The 18,500-nt window shown below is 69.4% G+C and carries 18 protein-coding genes; 12 read left to right on the forward strand and 6 right to left on the reverse strand.

Annotation, left to right across the window (positions count from 1 at the left end):
* The first annotated feature begins 80 nt into the window (after nt 1-80).
* Nucleotides 81-818: an SDR family NAD(P)-dependent oxidoreductase gene (locus tag ABZS66_RS27245; protein WP_354762418.1), complete on the forward strand. Its 738-nt coding sequence runs from the start codon at nt 81-83 to the stop codon at nt 816-818.
* On the opposite strand, the gene ABZS66_RS27250 is transcribed toward ABZS66_RS27245, so the two are convergent.
* The 5 genes from ABZS66_RS27250 to ABZS66_RS27270 are packed head-to-tail and all read right to left on the reverse strand — an operon-like array spanning nt 808 to nt 4,971.
* Nucleotides 808-1,908 (reverse strand): phosphotransferase family protein, encoded by a 1,101-nt coding sequence (locus ABZS66_RS27250; protein WP_354762365.1) that lies wholly within the window; start codon nt 1,906-1,908, stop codon nt 808-810. The genes ABZS66_RS27245 and ABZS66_RS27250 overlap by 11 nt on opposite strands.
* The gene (locus tag ABZS66_RS27255; protein WP_354762367.1) at nt 1,901-2,077 is read right to left on the reverse strand and encodes a hypothetical protein; all 177 of its coding nucleotides are present in this window, start codon (nt 2,075-2,077) and stop codon (nt 1,901-1,903) included. Before ABZS66_RS27255 ends, ABZS66_RS27250 begins: the two co-directional genes overlap by 8 nt.
* The gene (locus ABZS66_RS27260; RefSeq protein WP_354762369.1) at nt 2,074-2,526 is read right to left on the reverse strand and encodes an acyl-CoA dehydrogenase family protein; all 453 of its coding nucleotides are present in this window, start codon (nt 2,524-2,526) and stop codon (nt 2,074-2,076) included. The genes ABZS66_RS27255 and ABZS66_RS27260 overlap by 4 nt, the downstream gene beginning before the upstream one ends.
* A gap of 25 nt (nt 2,527-2,551) precedes the next feature.
* The gene (locus ABZS66_RS27265) at nt 2,552-3,316 is read right to left on the reverse strand and encodes an SDR family oxidoreductase (protein WP_354762371.1); all 765 of its coding nucleotides are present in this window, start codon (nt 3,314-3,316) and stop codon (nt 2,552-2,554) included.
* Nucleotides 3,313-4,971 (reverse strand): AMP-binding protein, encoded by a 1,659-nt coding sequence (locus ABZS66_RS27270; RefSeq protein WP_354762373.1) that lies wholly within the window; start codon nt 4,969-4,971, stop codon nt 3,313-3,315. Before ABZS66_RS27270 ends, ABZS66_RS27265 begins: the two co-directional genes overlap by 4 nt.
* A gap of 110 nt (nt 4,972-5,081) precedes the next feature.
* Between ABZS66_RS27270 and ABZS66_RS27275 the strand changes: the two genes are divergently transcribed.
* The 5 genes from ABZS66_RS27275 to dmpG are packed head-to-tail and all read left to right on the forward strand — an operon-like array spanning nt 5,082 to nt 10,303.
* Nucleotides 5,082-6,731 carry a bifunctional 3-(3-hydroxy-phenyl)propionate/3-hydroxycinnamic acid hydroxylase gene (locus tag ABZS66_RS27275; protein ID WP_354762375.1) on the forward strand — a complete coding sequence of 550 codons (1,650 nt, stop codon included), beginning with the start codon at nt 5,082-5,084 and terminating at the stop codon, nt 6,729-6,731.
* Nucleotides 6,728-7,576, forward strand: coding sequence for an alpha/beta fold hydrolase (locus tag ABZS66_RS27280; protein ID WP_354762377.1), 849 nt, complete (start codon nt 6,728-6,730; stop codon nt 7,574-7,576). Before ABZS66_RS27275 ends, ABZS66_RS27280 begins: the two co-directional genes overlap by 4 nt.
* Entirely contained in the window at nt 7,573-8,355 is a 783-nt protein-coding gene (locus ABZS66_RS27285) for a fumarylacetoacetate hydrolase family protein (protein ID WP_354762379.1), read from the forward strand. Before ABZS66_RS27280 ends, ABZS66_RS27285 begins: the two co-directional genes overlap by 4 nt.
* On the forward strand, nt 8,352-9,290 hold the full coding sequence (locus tag ABZS66_RS27290; protein WP_354762381.1) for an acetaldehyde dehydrogenase (acetylating): 939 nt from the start codon (nt 8,352-8,354) through the stop codon (nt 9,288-9,290). Before ABZS66_RS27285 ends, ABZS66_RS27290 begins: the two co-directional genes overlap by 4 nt.
* Nucleotides 9,290-10,303, forward strand: coding sequence for a 4-hydroxy-2-oxovalerate aldolase (gene dmpG, locus ABZS66_RS27295; RefSeq protein ID WP_354762383.1), 1,014 nt, complete (start codon nt 9,290-9,292; stop codon nt 10,301-10,303). Before ABZS66_RS27290 ends, dmpG begins: the two co-directional genes overlap by 1 nt.
* Nucleotides 10,304-10,305: 2 nt before the next feature.
* Here the strand turns inward: dmpG and ABZS66_RS27300 are convergent, their stop codons facing one another.
* On the reverse strand, nt 10,306-11,199 hold the full coding sequence (locus ABZS66_RS27300; RefSeq protein ID WP_354762385.1) for an LLM class F420-dependent oxidoreductase: 894 nt from the start codon (nt 11,197-11,199) through the stop codon (nt 10,306-10,308).
* A gap of 100 nt (nt 11,200-11,299) precedes the next feature.
* On the opposite strand from ABZS66_RS27300, the gene ABZS66_RS27305 reads away from it, so the two are divergent.
* From ABZS66_RS27305 to ABZS66_RS27330, 6 genes are all read left to right on the forward strand, one after another.
* A complete protein-coding gene (locus ABZS66_RS27305; protein WP_354762387.1) occupies nt 11,300-12,010 on the forward strand; it encodes a helix-turn-helix domain-containing protein in 711 nt (236 codons plus the stop codon).
* Nucleotides 12,011-12,162: 152 nt separating this feature from the next.
* Nucleotides 12,163-13,368, forward strand: coding sequence for an ABC transporter substrate-binding protein (locus tag ABZS66_RS27310; RefSeq protein WP_354762388.1), 1,206 nt, complete (start codon nt 12,163-12,165; stop codon nt 13,366-13,368).
* Nucleotides 13,369-13,465: 97 nt separating this feature from the next.
* Entirely contained in the window at nt 13,466-15,094 is a 1,629-nt protein-coding gene (locus tag ABZS66_RS27315) for an FAD-dependent oxidoreductase (RefSeq protein WP_354762420.1), read from the forward strand.
* Entirely contained in the window at nt 15,091-15,948 is an 858-nt protein-coding gene (locus ABZS66_RS27320; protein ID WP_354762389.1) for a branched-chain amino acid ABC transporter permease, read from the forward strand. The genes ABZS66_RS27315 and ABZS66_RS27320 overlap by 4 nt, the downstream gene beginning before the upstream one ends.
* Entirely contained in the window at nt 15,949-17,763 is a 1,815-nt protein-coding gene (locus ABZS66_RS27325) for a branched-chain amino acid ABC transporter ATP-binding protein/permease (RefSeq protein ID WP_354762390.1), read from the forward strand. It begins immediately after the preceding gene.
* Nucleotides 17,760-18,500: an ABC transporter ATP-binding protein gene (locus ABZS66_RS27330; protein ID WP_354762391.1), complete on the forward strand. Its 741-nt coding sequence runs from the start codon at nt 17,760-17,762 to the stop codon at nt 18,498-18,500. The genes ABZS66_RS27325 and ABZS66_RS27330 overlap by 4 nt, the downstream gene beginning before the upstream one ends.

Below are 18,500 nucleotides of genomic sequence, written 5' to 3' on the forward strand. Positions count from 1 at the left end.
GAGTGCAAATAGAGCACACCGATACTTCGAAGGATGAGCGTATGTCAAACGAATCCAAGACAGTGGACGGGCGCGTGGCGATGGTCACCGGAGGCGGTGCCGGCATCGGCCGGGCCGCTGCCCTGATGCTCGCGCGCGAAGGCGCGGACATCGTGGTGTGCGACCTCAATGCGGACGCCGGCAAAGCCGTTGCCGAGGAGGTCGAGGCGCTGGGCCGGCGCGCGGTCGCCATCCCAACCGACAGCTCCGACCCAGTCCAGGTGGCGCACCTGGTCGGCGAGGCCATCCGTCGGCTCGGCAAAATCGACATTCTGGTGAACAACGCCGGGATCGTCACCACCGACACGATCCTCGAACTCACGCCCGAGACCTGGGACCGGGTGGTCGCCGTCCACCTGAAGAGCATGTTTGTGTGCTCCCAGGCCGTCGTTCGCGACATGAGCGGGCGAGACTGGGGCCGCATCATCAACATCACCTCGCGGGCGGCCTATCGGGGCCGCGCCGGCGTCGGCCCCTACTCGGCGGCCAAGGGCGGCATGCTCGCCTACTCTCGGGTGCTCGCCGCCGAGACCGCCCAGTGGGGCATCACCGTCAACAACGTCGCCCCCGGCACGACCCTGACACCGATGGTCGAGCGAGCCTTCCCGACCACGGACGGCCAGGCTCAGGAGGCGCGCTCCTCCGGCGTCATCACCGCACCCGTCCGCCTCGCCGAGGCCGACGAGATCGCCGGCGCGGTGCTGTACCTATGCGGACCGCTGTCCAGGCACACCACCGGCACCACGATCCACGTCAACGGCGGCAGCTTCATGCCGTGACCGCGACCGCCCCGGCGGCTTCTAGCAATCGCGGCACACCGGTCTCCAACGCCGGCGCGAACGTGGTGTCGTCGGGGCGCTCGCCGTTGAGCCAGCGGGTGTAGATGGCCTCGCAGAAGATCGCCGACTTCCACAGTGCGAGGGCCTGGTACCACGGCAGGGCCGAGACGTCGGCGCCGGTGAGCTTGACGTAGTGCTCGACCAGGCCCTCGCGGTCGAGGAATCCGGGCAGCGCCGTCACCGGCGACAGTTCGATCGGTGTGGGCGCGGCGGCCGCGGTCGACCACGTGGCGGTGAGATAACCCAGATCGGCGAGCGGATCGCCGAGCGTGGCCATCTCCCAGTCCAGCACCGCCGCGATATGGGTTGCACCGTCGGCGAACATGATGTTGCCGAGCCGGTAGTCGCCGTGCACGAGCGCGGCGCCACGACTCTGCGGCAGGTGCGCGCCGAGCCACGCTGAGAGCCGCCGCACCTCGGGCAGCACGCGGGTCGAGGAGATGTCCCACAGCCCGGTGAACCGTTCGACCTGCCGTCGCAGATAGCCCTGCGGACGGCCGAGCGACGCGAACGACTCCCGGCCGACGTCGACAGCGTGCAGCGTGGCGAGCCCTTCCACGGCCAGCTCGCTGATCCGCAAACGGTCGGCCGGCGCGGTCAGCTGTACCGGCAGCGCTCCGGTGATGATGTGTCCATCCACATGATCCATGAGATAGAACGGCACCCCGAGCACCGACTCGTCCGTACAGACCGCCCGGATCCGCGGCACCGGGATCCCGGCCCCGGCCAGCATCCGCTGCACTGACGCCTCGCGCCGCATGTCATGCGTCGAGCGGGGCAACGGAGGGCGCGGCCCGCGCCGCAGCACGACCGTGGCATCGCCGCGACGCAGCAGGTAGGTGACGTTGGACTGGCCCTCCCCGATCCGCCGCCACGAGATCGGCCCGAGCCCGATGTGCTGCGCGTCGAGATAGCCCCGCAGCCTGTCCAGCACGAGCAGCGGCGGCGCATTGCGCGGATCCGCATCGCCGGCCGTCGCCACCACCTCGATCCCATCGGCGACGGCGTGCATGTCCTCGGGGTCAAGCATGATCGTTCACCGCGTCCATTCGTCGTTCGAGGCCCGATTCGATTTCGTTCGTACGGGCCCGGGTGGCCCGGTGCGCAGTCACCCACTCATGCGTCTCGGTCGACCCGTCGTACACCCGGAACGGCGGCACTTCATTGAGGAACCAGGCCAGTGGCAGCGCTTCGGTCATGCCATCGCCGCCACAGCTGCATCGCCCGGTCGATCACCGCGAACACCGCCTCCGAGTAGTACACCGTGGCCACCGACGACAGCGCGGCGCCGGCGCGGGGATCTTCGGCCAGGCCCGAGCGGTCTTGGCGATGTCAGGTACCGCTCCTGCTGGTCCGTGGTCGCAACGAGTTCGAGCAGATGCATGTTGTCCTCGTCGGCCGCCATGCAGTGCAGGGCGGCCGACCCGAAGGCGGAGCAGCCGGCCTCCTGGAACACGGCCGGCCAGTCCTGGACGCCGAGCCCGCGTCCACCGAGCTCGGTGCCGACGTGCGGGGCGAAGACGCCATACTCCTCGGCGGCGTCCAGCAGACGACGGCGGGCGTCGGCGGCGAGGTGCTGCCCGGGTGGCGGTTCGCCGGGCAGCACGACGTCGCGGACGAAGCGGCGGGTGGCCTCGGCCAGAGTCATCGGTGCTCTCCCATGTTCGGGTGTGTTATGCGGTGCCGCCGGCGCTGAGCAGGCCGCCGTCGATCACCAAGGTCTGACCGGTGATCCAGGACGCGTCGTTGGAGGCGAGGAAGGCCACAGCCGCGGCGACGTCCTCGGGTACGCCGAGCCGGCCGAGTGGGTAGGCGGCTACAGCCTCGCGCTCACGATCCTCGTAGAGCGCGCGGGCGAACGCCGTCTTGATGACCGCCGGGGCGACTGCATTGACCCGTACGGCCGGCGCCAGTTCTACCGCGAGGGTGCGGGTGAGGTGGGTCAGCGCGGCCTTGCTGACGCCGTAGAAGCCGATGCCGGGCGAGGGAACGAGGCCGGTCACCGACGACACGTTGACCACCGCACCGCCCTCGGCGAGCGGCGCGCCCTCGTGCCGGCGGGCGGCCTGCACCCATTGGAGGCCGCCGAGTACGTTGACCTCGGCGATCTTCCGGGCGACTGCCGGGTCCAGGTCGAGCAGTGGACCGTACACCGGATTGATGCCAACGTTGTTGACCAGGATGTCCAGGCGCCCGAAGCGTTCGGCCACCGTGTTCAGGACCGCAGCGCGATGCTCGGCGTCATCGGCCTTGCCAGCCACGCAGATGGCGCGGCCGGAGGGCAGCGTCGCTGCTGCTTCCGCGAGAGCCTCGGGGCGGCGGGCGGTCAGGCAGACCCGGGCCCCCTCGGCGGCCAGCCGGTGGGCGATGGCTAGGCCGATGCCCCGGCTCGCACCGGTGACGATGGCGACCCGGCCGTCAAAACGCGGGCGATTCACTGGGCCTCGGATTGTTCGCGAAGCGCCGCGCGCTGGATCTTTCCGGTGGCGGTCTTGGGCAGTGCGGGCACGATCGTGACCTGCCGTGGGTACTTGTAGGCGGCCAGCCGCTGGCGGGCGAAGTCGATGAGCTCATCGGCCGTGGCGCTCGTTTCCGGCCGGAGCGACACGTAGGCGACGACCTTCTCGCCCCGATAGTCGTCAGGCAGTCCGATCACAGCGGCCTCGAAGACGGCCGGGTGCTCGTAGAGCACGTCCTCTACCTCCCGCGGCCAGACTTTGAAGCCAGAGGTGTTGATCTGGTCCTTGATCCGATCGACGATGTAGATCCAGCCATGTTCGTCCATGACGGCCACGTCACCGGTGTGCAAGTGCCCGCCGGGCAGGGTGTGCGCGGTCGCCTCCGGGTTCTGCCAGTAGCCGGGGATGACCTGCGGGGCGGTGAACACCAGTTCGCCTTCTTCGCCCGGCGGCTGCTGCGCGCCAGCGGCGTCGACGATGCGCACGTCGGCGTTCTGCATCGGTACCCCGACGGAGAGGGTGCCGCTGGGCTGATGGACCGGCGCCACGCTGCCCGGTGGCACGGCGATGCCACCGGCTGTGGTCTCGGTCATGCCCCAGATGTTGTGCAGGTACGGACCGAATCTGACCCGGAAGGCCTCGATGGTGGCCGGTGGGATCGGCGCGCCGCCGGAGTACAGCAACCGTACGGTCGTGAATTGTTCCGGACCGGCGGCGGGAAGCTGGAAGAACGTGTTGAAGGCGGTGATCGAGCCGATCGTAGTGGTCACCGCATGCTCGGCGAAGGTGTCCAGCGCGACCGCGGGGTCGAACCGGCCGCTCATGCTCAGCGTGGCGTCGTTGAGCAGGGCGATGCCCGCGTTGAGCGACAGGCCGGTGATGTGAAACAGCGGGGCGATGGCATACACGACGTCGCCCGGGCGCAGCGACAGCCATCGGCCGTAGTTCAGCACCGAGTGCAGGTAGTTGCGGTGGGTGTTGAGCGCGCCCTTGGGCGGTCCGGTCGTGCCGGAGGTATAGGTGATGAACGCGATGTCATCCAGGGCGGTCGGAACCGGGTCGGGGTGCTGTCCGGCCCGCTCGCGCAGGATGGCGGCAACCTCACCGTCGGGGGAGGGCGGTGGATCGCCGGGCGCGAAGACACGGGGATCGTCGCGGGTCTGGAAGTCGCGCGGGGACGCGGACAGCAGCCAGCCGACGGTGCTGCCGTACAGGGTCTGCCGAGTGTCGGCGTCGGTGCCCTGCGTGACAATGATGCCCTTGGTCCCTGAGTCGTCGACCAGGCGGCGCAGTTCGCGGTTGCGATACATCGGGTTGAGCGGCACGGCGATGGCGCCGCTCTTCCAGATCGCCAGCAGGCTGATCGGGTAGTGCGGCGTGTTCTGCAGGTAGATGCCCACCCGGTCGCCGTGGCCGACGCCCCGGGCCTGTAATTCCGCGGCGAGCGCGTCGGCATGCGCGTCCAGTGCCGCGGCGGTGAGGGTGCCGTCGAAGTAGCGGACCGCGGCGCGGCCGGGCGCGCCCGCCACCCGGGCCTGCCATGCGGCGCCGATCGAGGCGTGCTCGATGACCGGCGCGGAGTCGATCCGCGGTGGGTAGGCGGCGAGCCACGGGCGGGCGGCATCGTTTGTCATATATGGCTTTCCCCACTCTCGGCGGCCGTCGTGCGGTCTTGACACCCGCGAGAGCACCTTACTAGCCTCTGAGCGATTGTTGAATAGGCATGTAGCAAATAGTGCACGAGGTGACGGTGTCGAAGCAGGTCAAGTCGCGCGATGTGGTCGATGTCGCCGTGGTTGGTGCCGGGCCGACTGGCCTGATGATCGCCAACCTGCTCGGTGTCCACGGACTGCGCGTGCAGGTATTCGAAGCGGGCCAGGATCTCATCGATTTCCCGCGCGGCGTCGGCATGGACGACGAGACGCTGCGCACCTTCCAGGCCGCCGGCCTGGTCGACAACGTCCTGCCGCACACCATTCCGCACCAACTGCTCGTCTTCGTCGACGCCAAACAGCGCGACCTCGCCCGCCTCGCCCCGCCCACCGCGGAGTTCGGCTGGCCCCGACGCAACGGCTTCGTCCAGCCCCTCGCCGACCGTGTCCTGCTCGAAGGCCTGGACCGCTTCGACGCCGTGGACGTGCACTGGAACTGCCGGGTTACTGGCCTCGCGCAGGACGCCGATCGCGTCGAGCTCACCGTCACTACACCCGAGGGTGAGCGCACGGTCCGGGCCAGCTACGTCGTCGGCGCGGACGGCGGGCGCAGCGACACCCGCAAGGCGCTCGGCTTCGCCTTCGCCGGCACCTCGGCTCCCGCCGACTGGTTCGTCATCGACATTCGCAACGACCCGCTCGGCCGCCCCGGCTCGTACGTCGTCGCCGATCCGCACCGCCCCTACGTGTCGATCAGCATCCCGCACGGCATCCGCCGCTTCGAATTCATGCTCAAGCCCGGCGAGACCGAAGCCGAGGCGATGACCGACGAGTTCGTCCGGCGCCTGCTGGCCCCCATCGTGCCCGCATCGGCCAAGGTGGACATCATCCGGCGGCGGGTCTACACCCACCACTCCCGCATGGCCGAACACTTCCGCTCCGGCCGGGTGTTCCTGATCGGCGACGCTGCCCACGTCATGCCGGTCTGGCAGGGGCAGGGCTACAACAGCGGCATCCGAGACTCGCTGAACCTGTCCTGGAAACTGGCGATGGTGCTGCGCGGCCTGGCCAGCGACCAGTTGCTGGACAGCTACGAAACCGAACGCCGCCGCCACGTCCGGGCCATGATTGACCTGTCGACCTGGGTCGGCCGGGCCGTCTCGGTGACCAATCGGCTCGGGGCCGCCGTCCGCAACGGCTTCTTCCGTACGATCTCCGCGGTACCCAGCGCGAAGAGCTACATCGTGACGATGCGGTTCAAACCGATGCCGACCATGACCGACGGCGCGCTCACCAAGGTCGGCGTGCACAGCGAGCCGAGCCCGGTCGGCCGCATGTTCATCCAGCCGACCGTCAGCACCCGCACTAGCCCGTCGGTCAAGCTCGACGACGCGCTCGGCCCGTGGTTCGCGCTGATCACCTGGAACAACGACCCATGTGCGATCCTCGACGACGACGCCCGGGCCCGGCTGGCCCGCACCGGCGTCCGCCTCGTCTGGGCGCGGCCCGCCGTGCAACTGCACTGGACCGAAGTTGGCCCGGTGAACCCGGATGTGCTGGTGATCGGCGATCTCGACGGCTCCCTGAAACGCTGGTTCGACGCCCGCCCCGAATCGGTCTTGCTGATCCGGCCCGACCGCATCGTCGGCGGCGCCGGCCCGGCCCACGCCGCGTCGGACATGGTGCGCGGCTTCGACCACGCCGTGGCCGCACCCGACCCGTCAACCTGGGAAGTGCAATGACGCTCTGGACTGACCTCGCCGGCCTGGACTACACGATCCGGCACGTGCCGGTCGGCGCGTGGTCCACCCGCGTGCTTGACTGCGGCGACGGCCCGCCGTTCATCCTCATGCACGGCACTGGCGGGCACCTCGAGGCCTTCACCCGCAACCTGCGCGCCCTCGCCGCCCACTACCGGGTCATCGCCTACGACTTCCCCGGCCACGGCTGGACCACCACCGCGCACACCGATCTGGAGATCGGCGACTACATTGCCCACCTTGTCGGCTTGATGGACGCCCTCGGCATCGACCGCGCCCACCTGTCCGGCGAGTCGCTCGGCGGCTGGGTCGCTGTCAAATTCGCCGCTGCCCACCCCGGGCGCGTCGGGCGCCTCGTGCTGAACACCCCCGGCGGCACCATGGCCACACCCGAAGTCATGGAGCGCATCCGGGCACTGAGCCAAGCTGCCGCCGACAACCCGACCGACGAGCGCATCCGCGCCCGTCTCGAATGGCTGATGGCCGACCCGCGGTCGGTGACCGACGAACTGGTCGCCATCCGCCAGGGCATCTATGCCCGGCCCGGCTTCGCCGAATCGATGCGGCACATCCTGTGTCTGCAGGACCCGGACGTCCGGCGGCGCAACCTGGTCACCGACGACGAACTCGCCGCCATCACCGCCCCGGCACTGGTCATCTGGACCAGCGACGACCCGTCCGGACCGGCGAAAGCTGGGCTGGACATGGCCAAACTCCTGCCCGCCGGGGAGTTCCAGCTCATCGAACGGGCCGGCCACTGGCCCCAGTGGGAGCAACAGGAGTATTTCGACCAGATCGTGCTGAAATTCCTGGACCGGCCCGCATGAGTGCGATCGAGAGGGCCGCCGACCGGTTGGAGACCGCCGCCCGCACCGGCATCGCCTGTGGCGGCGTCGCGGACCTGCTCGGACCCGACGACATCGACGCTGCCTACCAAGTCCAGCAACTGCTCACCCAGCGCCGGTTGGCGACAGGCGCCCGCATCGTCGGGCGGAAGATCGGGCTGACCTCACAGGCCGTGCAACGGCAGGTCGGCGTCGACCGGCCCGACTTCGGAGTGCTCTTCGACGACATGCACTACGGCGACGGCGCCGAGATCCCGATCGGCCGTTTGCTGCAGCCCAAGGCCGAGGCGGAGGTAGCGTTTCTTCTCGGCCACGACATCCGGGATCCGCACGACGTCCGGGAGGCTGTGACATACGCCTATCCCGCCCTGGAGATCGTCGACAGCCGCATCGCCGACTGGCGCATCGGCATCACCGACACCGTCGCCGACAACGCCTCCTCCGGCGTGTTCGTCATCGGCACGACCGGCACGCCGATCGTCGCCGTGCAGCCGATCGACGTCACGATGACAATGCGCCGCAACGGCGAGGCCGTGTCCCAGGGCACCGGCCGGGACTGCCTCGGCGACCCGCTCAACGCCCTGGCCTGGCTGGCCGCCACCGCCATTGACATCGGCACCCCACTACGTGCCGGCGACCTCGTCCTGTCCGGTGCGCTCGGCCCGATGGTGCCGGTCACTGCGGGCGACGTGTTCGAGGCCCTCATCGCCCCGCTGGGCAAGGTGACCGCGCGATTCTCCGGAAGGACCACACAACCATGAGCACACGTACAGGAGTCGCGATCGTTGGCTCCGGCAACATTGGCACCGACCTCATGTTCAAAATCATGCGCAGGGCCGAGCACCTGCGGGTCGTGGCGATGGTCGGCATCGACCCGGACTCCGACGGGCTCGCCCGGGCCGCCCGGCTAGGCATCGCCACCACCGCCGAGGGCGTGGACGGTCTCATCGCCATGCCCGAATTCGCCGACGTCGAGATCGTGCTCGACGCGACCAGCGCCGCCGCCCACGCGGCGAACGCACGGAAGCTGGAGCCGCACGGCCGGCGCCTGGTCGACCTTACCCCGGCGGCGATCGGCCCGTTCGTGGTGCCGCCGGTCAACTTCGACGAACATCTCGACGCCCCGAACATCAACATGGTCACCTGTGGCGGGCAGGCCACCATCCCGATCGTAGCGGCGGTGTCCCAGGTGACCGAGGTGCCATACGCGGAAATCGTCGCCTCCGTCTCCTCCCGCTCGGCCGGCCCGGGCACCCGGGCGAACATTGACGAGTTCACCGAGACCACCGCGCACGCCATCGAAGCCGTCGGCCGAGCCCGCCGCGGCAAGGCCATCATCATTCTGAACCCGGCCGACCCGCCGCTCATCATGCGCGACACCGTCTTCTGCCTCATCGGCGCCGCCGACCACGACGCGGTGCGCCGGTCCATCGAGCGAATGGTCGCCGAGGTAGCGACCTACGTGCCCGGCTACCGGCTCGTGCAACAAGTACAGTTCACCCCGGTCGACCCGCACGAGGTGGCCATTCTGCTGCCGATCGGGGCCGGGCCGGTGGACACCAAGGTGTCGGTGTTCCTCGAGGTCGAGGGGGCCGCCCACTACCTCCCCGCTTACGCCGGCAACCTCGACATCATGACCTCCGCGGCGATGCGGGTCGCCGAGCGGATCGCGACCCGGGACAAGGCGGCCGCCTGATGACAACCGAAATCTACGTCCAGGACGTCACCCTGCGCGATGGCATGCACGCCATCCGCCACCGCATCACGCCCGAACTCGTCGGCCGAATCGTCGCCGCCCTCGACCAGGCGGGCGTCACCGCCGTGGAGATCAGCCACGGCGACGGCCTGGCCGGCTCCAGCCTCAACTACGGCCCCGGCAGCCACACCGACTGGGAATGGATCGAGGCCGCGGTCGCCAACGCCCGGCGCACCGTCATCACCACGCTGCTGCTTCCCGGCGTCGGCACCATCGCCGAACTGCGCCGAGCCCACGAACTCGGTGTTCGCTCGGTGCGAGTCGCCACCCACTGCACCGAGGCCGACGTGGCCGCGCAGCACATCGCCGAAGCCCGCAATCTCGGTATGGACGTGTCCGGCTTCCTGATGATGAGTCACATGATCGGCCCCGCCGAACTGGCGAAGCAGGCGCTGCTGATGCAGTCCTACGGCGCGCACTGCGTGTACATCACCGACTCGGCCGGCCGGCTGACCGTCGATGACGTCCGCGATCGGGTGCGCGCCTACCGCGACGTGCTCGAGCCGGGTACGGAGGTCGGCATCCACGCCCACGAGAACCTCTCGCTCGCCGTGGCCAACTCGATGGCCGCCGTGGAGGAGGGCACCTACCGGGTGGACGCGTCTCTCGCCGGGCAGGGGGCCGCCGCCGGCAACACCCCGATCGAGGCGTTCATCGCCGTCGCGAACTTGCGCGGCTGGCAGACCGGCTGCGACTTGTTCGCCCTTGAGGACGCTGCAGACGATTTGGTACGGCCACTGCAGGACCGCCCGGTCCGGGTTGACCGGGAGACACTGACGATCGGGTACGCCGGCGTCTACGGCAGCTTCCTGCGGCACGCCGAGATCGCCGCGGCGACCTACGGTGTCGATGCGCGGCGGATCCTCATCGAGGCCGGACGGCGCAAGCTCGTCGGCGGCCAGGAGGACATGCTGACCGACATCGCTCTCACCCTGCAGGCCCAAGCAAGCTGAGGCTACTGAAGGGCCCCGTCCGCGCGGCCCTTCAGCTCGGTGATAAATGCGATGTGCTCCTCCACCGTGGACAGACCATTTCGTGCACTGGTCAGCGCCACATCGGTAACACCGGCGTCGCGCAGTCGCGGCAGCGCGGCGACGGACTGCTCCAGCCAGGTGCCGGGCCCGTCGGGCAGCATGTTGAACAAGACCCGGAACCCGTCGGGGGAGCGGCCGTGTTCGCGCAGCAGGTGCTGGACTCGCTGCCAGGCGGTGACCGCCTCCTCGCGCAGTCCGTAGCCGAAGATGAAGCCGTCGCCGAGCCGGACGGCCCGCTGGTAGGCCGCCTCGGACGAGCCGCCGAGCCAGATCGGGATCGGCCGGGCCGGTGGCGGGAACACCGCCGCCCGGTCGATCCGGTCGAACCGGCCGGTGAAGGTGAGCGGTTCGCCGGTCCAGAGCCGGCGCAGGAAGGGGATCTGCTCGTCGAGGCGGCGGCCGCGAGTGGTCCAGTCCGCCCCGAGCGCGTGGTACTCCACCGGGTTGTAGCCGATGCCGACACCCAACCGCAGCCGCCCGCCGGAGAGCAGGTCGACGTCGGCCGCCTGCTTGGCGACTAGGACGGTCTGCCGCTGCGGCAGGATCAGAATGCCGGTTACGAGCTCGATGCGCGTGGTCAGGGCGGCGAGGTGGCCGAACGCCACGAACGGATCGTGGAAAGGATCCCGTTCGTGATACGCGCGGACTGGCATTGGTGGATACCGGTCGACTCCGGCGACCGCGCCGACCACATGGTCGTACATCAGCAGATGCTCGAATCCGAGTTCCTCGGTGGCAATCGCGAAGCGCCGCAACGCCTCCGGATCGCCGCCCAGTTCGTTCTGTGGATAGGTGACGCCCAGCCTCATCGCCATCGCTGCTCCCTCGGCAGTGCCGACCCGTGTCGCACAAAATACACGCCCGCGATCGCTATTTGAAACAGAACGAGCCCGCGAATGCCGCTATCGTGGCCGCATGCTGGAGATGAGCGACGCCCGCCCGGCAAAGACGCGAGACGGCAACCAGACCCTCGCCCGTGGGCTTCGCGCGCTGCTGGCCATCGCCGACGCCGACCATGGCCTGACCGTCCAGGAGGTCGGCGAACGGCTCGGCGTGCACCGGTCCATCTCCTACCGGCTGCTGCAGACGCTCGTGGACTTCGGGCTCGCCACGCGCACGCAGCACAGGCGCTACATCCCCGGCGCGCGGCTGGCTACCCTCTCCGAGGCCTACCTGCCAGGGCTGCGCAGCGTGGCGAACCCGGTCATGCGGACCCTGGCTGATCGGTTCCGCTCGACGGTCTCCCTCTTCGTCGAACAGGGCACCGAGGCGGTTCTGGTGACGGCGGTCGAACCGACCACGGCGTCGCTGCACATCGCGCTGCGACCCGGCACCCGCATGCCGGCGGCGCGCGGCGCCGTCGGTTCTGCGATGCTCGCGGCTCGGCCGGCCGAGGCAGGCGAGCCGCCAAGGGTGAGCGTGGCCCGCCGCCGCGGCTATGCCCGCAGCGATGCCGAACTCGAGGCGGGCCAGCACGCGGTCGCGGCGTGGATTCCGGACCCAGACGCGGGTGTGCGGGCCTGCCTCAACCTCATCACCTACAGCGTGGCCGTCGCCGACGGTGCCGGCCCAGCCGTGCGCCGGGCGGCCGATTCGATCGGCCTGCTGCTGCGCCGCCAGCAGTAGCAAAACCTCTCCACCCAGCCGTTTGGCCTCGTCGAACGGCCATATTGCCTGCTTGCGGTCGACTGCGGTGGTGAGTACTCTCGGGTGCACTCTCGGAACACGAGAGTGCATTATTAGCACAGGCTCGATGGTAGTCAGAGGAGTCTGCCAACGTGAGACACCCCTTTTCTAAGCTCGCCGCCGCCGGTGCCGCCGCCGCGCTGCTGCTGACCGCCTGCTCCACCGACGACGGCGCGGCCGGCGGCGACTCGAACGGCAAACCCATCAACCTCGCCATCGTGTACGGCATCACCGGCGCCTACTCCGGCACCGGCGCGGTCTACATGAAGGGCTTCAACGCAGCCGTCGACGACATCAACGCGCACGGCGGCATCGCCGGCCGCAAAATCAAGGTGAACCTGATCGACGACAAGAGTGACATCACCTTCGCCGTCTCGCAGATCACCCAGCTGCTGCACGGCAAGGACAAGCCCGACGTCGTAGTGCCGGGCGGCGTCAGCACCGAGACGCTGGGCATGCTGCCGGTCGTCAGCGATGCCGAGCTGTTCTCCGTGTCGGTGGCCTCGTCCGTCGCCGCCAACGACCCGAGCAAGTACCCCAACCACTTCGGCGTCTCCTCCACGCAGGCCAACCAGCTCGCCTCGATCGGCAAATCGATGGCGGCCAAGGGCGTGAAGAAGCTGGCGGTGCTGGCCGGGGCCGACGCCTTCGGCGACACCAACGTCACCGGCATCAAGGCGGTCGCTGAGGCCAACGGCATCAGCATCGTGGCCACCGAACGACCGGACCCGAAGGCCCTGAACTTCGATGTCGCCTTCCAGCGGCTCGCCGCCGCGAAGCCGGATGCCATCTACGCCGACTTCGCAGCCTTCGACGCCATCGGCCGAGCGTTCACCTCCCGCTTGACCGTCGGCGCCACCGACATCCCCTACTACGCCGGCACCGCCTCTGCCTCGACGGTCCCGACCACCCTGACCGACAAGAAGGCACTGGTGAACTGCGAGCTGCCGGAGTTCGCCTCGATGGTGCAGCAATCGCCGGCACCGACCTACTTCACGCCCCTGCTGAACGCATTCAAGGGCAATCCCGGCAGCGCCTACTCCGGCGCCCTCGGCTACGACACCGTTCAGCTCATCGCCCTAGCCATAGAACGCACCAACGGCGACACCGACGCCGCCAAGCTGACCCAAGCCCTGATCGGTCAGCCCATCCCGGCCAACCGGCTCGCGCTGTACCCGGAGGGCTACACCCTCAGCAACTCCGACCACTTCCCGAAACCGACCGAAAAGACGTTCAAGGCGATTCCCTGTGACTCGTCCATTGTGGACGGTATCTGGGTGCCGAGCGCGCAATCCTGAACGAATGCCGGGTCAGGCGCACCACCCGGTGTTTGCCTGACCCGGCAACCGCCAGCCGCCGGCCGACCGGCCTGCGAAACTCGAGTACGTGGGTGAGATGGAAGAGAACTACGACGTCGTCGTGCTCGGCTCCGGCGCCGCGGGCCTGACCGCCGCGCTCGCCGCCGCGGTGCAGGGGGCACGGGTCGCCGTCTTCGAGAAGGCCGAGCTGATCGGCGGTACCACCGCACTGTCCGGCGCGGGCATCTGGATCCCCGGCAACCAGATCGCGGCCCGCGCCGGCATCGAGGACTCCCAAGAACAAGGCCTGAAGTATCTGCTCAGCCTCTCCAACGGCATGATCCTGCCGGAACTAGCCGAAGCGCTCATCGACGGCGGCCCCCAGCTGATCGACTTCCTCGAGGCGCACACCGAGATCCGGCTCCAGCTCGTCCCCGGGTATCCCGACTACCACCCCGAGCACCCCGGTGGGCTCGCCGGCGGCGGCCGCACCCTCGAACCGGCGCTGGTCTCCTTCTCCGGGCTGGAGGACTGGACCGCGCGCATCGCCGGCGACATCCAACGCATCATGCTTGTCGAAATGCCACTGGGCGGAGGCACCGGAGTGGTCGCAGCCGAGGTCCTGGCCGAACGCGCCGCCGCCAACCTCGAAGGACTCGGCCGGGCGCTGGTCGGCGGCTTACTCAAGGCCTGCCTCGCTCGCGGCGTCACGGTGGCCACTGGCGTCCGCGGCTTGCGCTTGACCACCCGCGACAGCGAGGTGACCGGTATCCGGGTAAACACCGCCGGCGGTGAACGCGTCGTGCCGGCCGGCGCCGTCATCCTGGCTACCGGTGGCTTCGACTACGACCCCGACCTCGTCCGCGACTTCCTGCGCGGACCGCTCAGCCGCGGCGTCGGCGCCCCGAGCAACACCGGCGACGGGCTGCGCATGGCCATGCGCGTCGGCGCCCAACTGGGCAACATGCGCGAGGCCTGGTGGTCACCAGTGCTCACCACACCCGGCATCCGATCCGACGGCGGGCGCCGCGGCCTGCTCATCTCCCGTGAACGGGCCCTGCCCGGCTCGATCATGGTCAACCGCTACGGTCGGCGCTTCGCCAACGAGGCCGCCAACTACAACGCCTTCGGCGGCGCGTTCCACCACCTCGACGAGTCCAAACTGGACTACCCGAACATCCCGGCCTACCTCATCTTCGACCACTCCACCGTCGAGCGGTACGGCGTCTTCGGCAACCCGCCGGGTGGAGAGGTGCCGGACTGGGTCATCCGGGCCGCCACCCTGGACGAGCTCGCCGATCGGCTCGATCTGCCCGCCGACGCACTGCACGCGACCGTCGACCGGTTCAACACCCACGCCCGGGCTGGTATCGACCCCGACTTCACCCGGGGCGTCAGTGCCTACGACCGGTTCCCCGGCGGACGGATGGGCGACCCGGACTCGCCGCATGCCACCCTCGGACCGGTGGCGACCGCTCCCTTCTATGGCGCCCGCGTGGAAAGCTCGGCGCTCGGCACGAAGGGCGGTCCGCGAACCGACCGCGACGGGCGCGTCCTGGACGTCGATGGCGACCCCATCCGTGGCCTCTACGCCGCCGGCAACGTCATGGCCAGCCCGAGCGGCATGGTCTACGGCGGCGCCGGCGGCACCCTCGTCATCGCCGGTGTCTGGGGCATGTACGCGGGACGGGCGGCGGTCCAGGATCAGGGCAGGAGCGCCGGATGAGCACCGCGGTCTTCGCCGGCCTCTCCACCGGCGCGATCTACACCCTGATCGCCATCGGCTACAACGTCACCCTGACTTCCGCCGGCGTGCTGAACTTCGCCTACGCCAACACTCTCGTCCTGGGCGGCTTCATCGCCCTGAGCGCCACCGGCTGGGGCTTGCCGCTACCGCTGATCCTGCTCACCTGCGCCGCGATCTGCACCCTCGTGTCCGTCGGTGTCGAGCGGGCGGCCATCCGCTTCCTGCCCAGCGGCGGGCACGCCGAGCTGATCACGACCCTCGGCGCCGGCACGGCGATCACCGCCATCACCGTCCTCATCTGGGGACCCGATCCCCAACGCCTCGCCCTCTACGAACAGCATCCGATCGACCTGCTGGGCGGTCGCGTCGTGCCCAACAATCTCGTCCTCATCGCCCTGCCGGTCGTCTTCGGCGTCGGCCTGCACCTGCTGATCCGCGGCACCCGCTTCGGCCTCACCAGCCGCGCCCAAGCCTTCGACCGGGAAGCCACGATGCTGCGCGGCGTGAACGTGCGCTGGCTGTCCATCGGCGCATTCGCCATCACCGGCGCGTTCGCCGGCCTGGTCGGGCCGTTCGTCCTCGTGTCGACCGCGGCCAGCCCGTGGCTGGCTATCACCATCGCTCTCAAGGGCTTTGTCGTGCTCGCGCTCGGCGGCCTCGGCAGCCAGCTCGGCACCGTTATCGCCGGCTTCCTCCTCGGCCTCGTCGAATCCTTGGTCGCCCTGTGGATCGGACCGTTCTACGGCGACTACTCCGTCTTCGTCGTCTTCGTACTGGTCCTGCTGCTGCGACCGCAGGGCCTGTTCGGCAGCCGCAGTCTGAGGCTGGTCTGAATGAGCATCCAAAGCATCGCCACCGGCCGTGCCCGACCCTGGCTGCTGCCGGCCGGATGGTTGCTGGTGACCGCCGTCGTCGCGAACCAGCCCGGCCTCGGCCTTGACGCGTTCTGGACCCGGCAGATCGTCCTGGTCTGCCTGTCGGCACTCCTGGTCAGCGGCCTCAACCTCAGCCTCGGCTGGGCCGGCGAGCTCAACATGGGCCTGCCCGCCATGTACGCGGTCGGCGCTTACCTGACCGCGTACGTGTCCAGCAAGGTCTTCAACGACCTCGCCGTGTGCCTCGTGCTGTCCGCCGCCGCTGCGATCGTCGTCGGACTTCTCGCCGGCGTGCCGGGACTGCGGCTCGGCGGCTGGATGCTAGCCGTGTGCACGTTCCTGCTCGTCGGGCTCATCCCCGTCACCCTGCAGGTCATCCCCACCTCGATCCTCGGCGGGCAGTCCGGCTTCGTCGGCATCCCCCGCCCGCAACTGTTCGGCCACCCGCTGCGGGAAGAGGCGTTCTACGCCGTCGTGGTCGTGGTCACCGCACTGTGGTTCGCGCTCTACCGCAACGCCGTCCAGTCCCCGTTCGGCAACTCGCTGCTGGTCCTGCAGCACGGCCCGGTGCTCGCACCGTCGCTCGGCTTGTCCCGCTACCGGCTGAAACTCATCACCTACGCGTTCGCCTCGGTGCCCATCGGCGTGGCAGGCAGCCTGTTCGCCTACAACGACCGCTTCGTCGCACCGGAAAGCCTTGGCCTCAACCTGATCCTGCTCACCCTGGTGGCGCTGATCATTGCGGGCCGGCGCAGTATCTACGCGATCTTCGTCGGGGTCGTCGTCGTGCAGTACCTCAACAACCTGTCAACCGAGTTCGACGAGTGGAGCGACGTCGCCTTCGGCGCCTTCCTGATCATCGGCGGCCTGGCCTTCGGCGGGGGAATCGCCGGCATCGCCCGCCGCATCGCCCGCCGCTTCATCCCGGCCACCACCGCCAATGCCGCGGCCGGGGCCGTTCCCCACCTAGCCGGCGCCGACCTCAGGCTCGACGCGGTCCGCAAGACCTTCGGCGGCGTCCACGCCGTCGCCGAAGTGTCGCTGCTCGCCCGGGCCGGTCAGATCACTGCCCTGATCGGCCCCAACGGATCGGGCAAGACCACCACGCTCAACCTCATCAGCGGACTGCAGCGGCCGACCGCCGGCCGCATCCTGCTCGGTGACCGCGACCTGACCAGGCTGCCGGCGATCCAGGTGGCCCGCTGCGGCGTGGCGCGCACCTTTCAGACGCCGGCGATCCCGATCGAGCTGACCGTGCTCGACGCCGTGGCCGCCGGCCGCATCCAGCGTCGGCCCATCTCTCTGCTGTCCGCCGTGCTCCGATCACCCAAGTACCGGCGGGTTGTCCGGGAGAACCGGGAAGCCGCCGCGCAGTGGCTGGCCGTGGTCGGGCTCAGCCCGGTCGCCGGCGAGCCGGCCGCGGCGATGGCCCTCGGCACCCGCCGGATGATCGAACTGGCCCGCGCCTTGTGCGCCGATCCGTCCCTGCTGCTGCTCGACGAAGTCGCCTCCGGTCTCGACCGCGACGAGGTAGAGGAGCTCGCCACCGTGCTGCGCAAGGTCCGCGACGCTGGCGCGACTATTGTCCTCGTCGAGCACAACTTCAGCCTCGTGCAATCCCTCGCCGACTATGTTGTCGTCCTCGCCGAAGGCGCTGTGCTCACCGATGGCGACCCACGTACCATCGCCGAGCATCCCGAGGTCCTCGAACGGTTCCTCGGCACCGGCGCCGGCGTCTCCGGCACCACCCTGCAGGAAGGTCGCCGGGCATGAGCGACATTCTCGACGTCCGCAACCTTGCGACCGGCTACGGCGACCTGCGCGTCGTGTGGGACGTGAGCTTCACCGTCCAGGCCGGTGAAGTCCTCGCCTTGCTTGGCCGCAACGGCGCCGGCAAGACCACCGTGCTGCGCGCGATCACCGGCCTCAATCGGTTGCACGCCGGCCGGATCGAATTCGACGGCCACGACCTCGGCCGCACCCCGCCATACAAGCGCATCGCCCGGGGCATCGGCATCGTCCAGGAGAACAAGCGACTCATCGGTGACCTCAGCGTCGAGGAGAACCTGCGCCTCGGCGCCCACGTGCGGCGATGGCGCCGCCCGGCCCTGACCAGCCGCCTCGAATGGGCCTACGACATGTTCCCGGCCCTCGCCGACCGGCGTGGCGCTCCGGCCGCCATGCTGTCCGGCGGGCAGCAGCAGATGCTCGCGATCGCTCAGGCCCTCATGCCAGAACCGCGGCTGCTGCTGGTCGACGAACCGTCCGCCGGACTCGCCCCGGCGATCGTCGGCGACGTGCTGTCCTCACTCGCCCTGCTGCGCGAGACCGGTATGGCGATCGTCCTGGTCGAGCAGTCGGTCGACTTCGCCCTCGCGCTCGCCTCGCACGTCGTGGTCATCGACCTGGGCCGGGTGGTGCTCGCCGCACCCGCCGACGACCGCGACGAGCTCCGCGCCCAGGTCCGTGACGCCTATCTTGGCCTCGTCGAGGCACCGGCCGGCCGCTGA

Source organism: Dactylosporangium sp. NPDC005572 (assembly GCF_040605515.1).
Lineage (GTDB): Bacteria > Actinomycetota > Actinomycetes > Mycobacteriales > Micromonosporaceae > Dactylosporangium.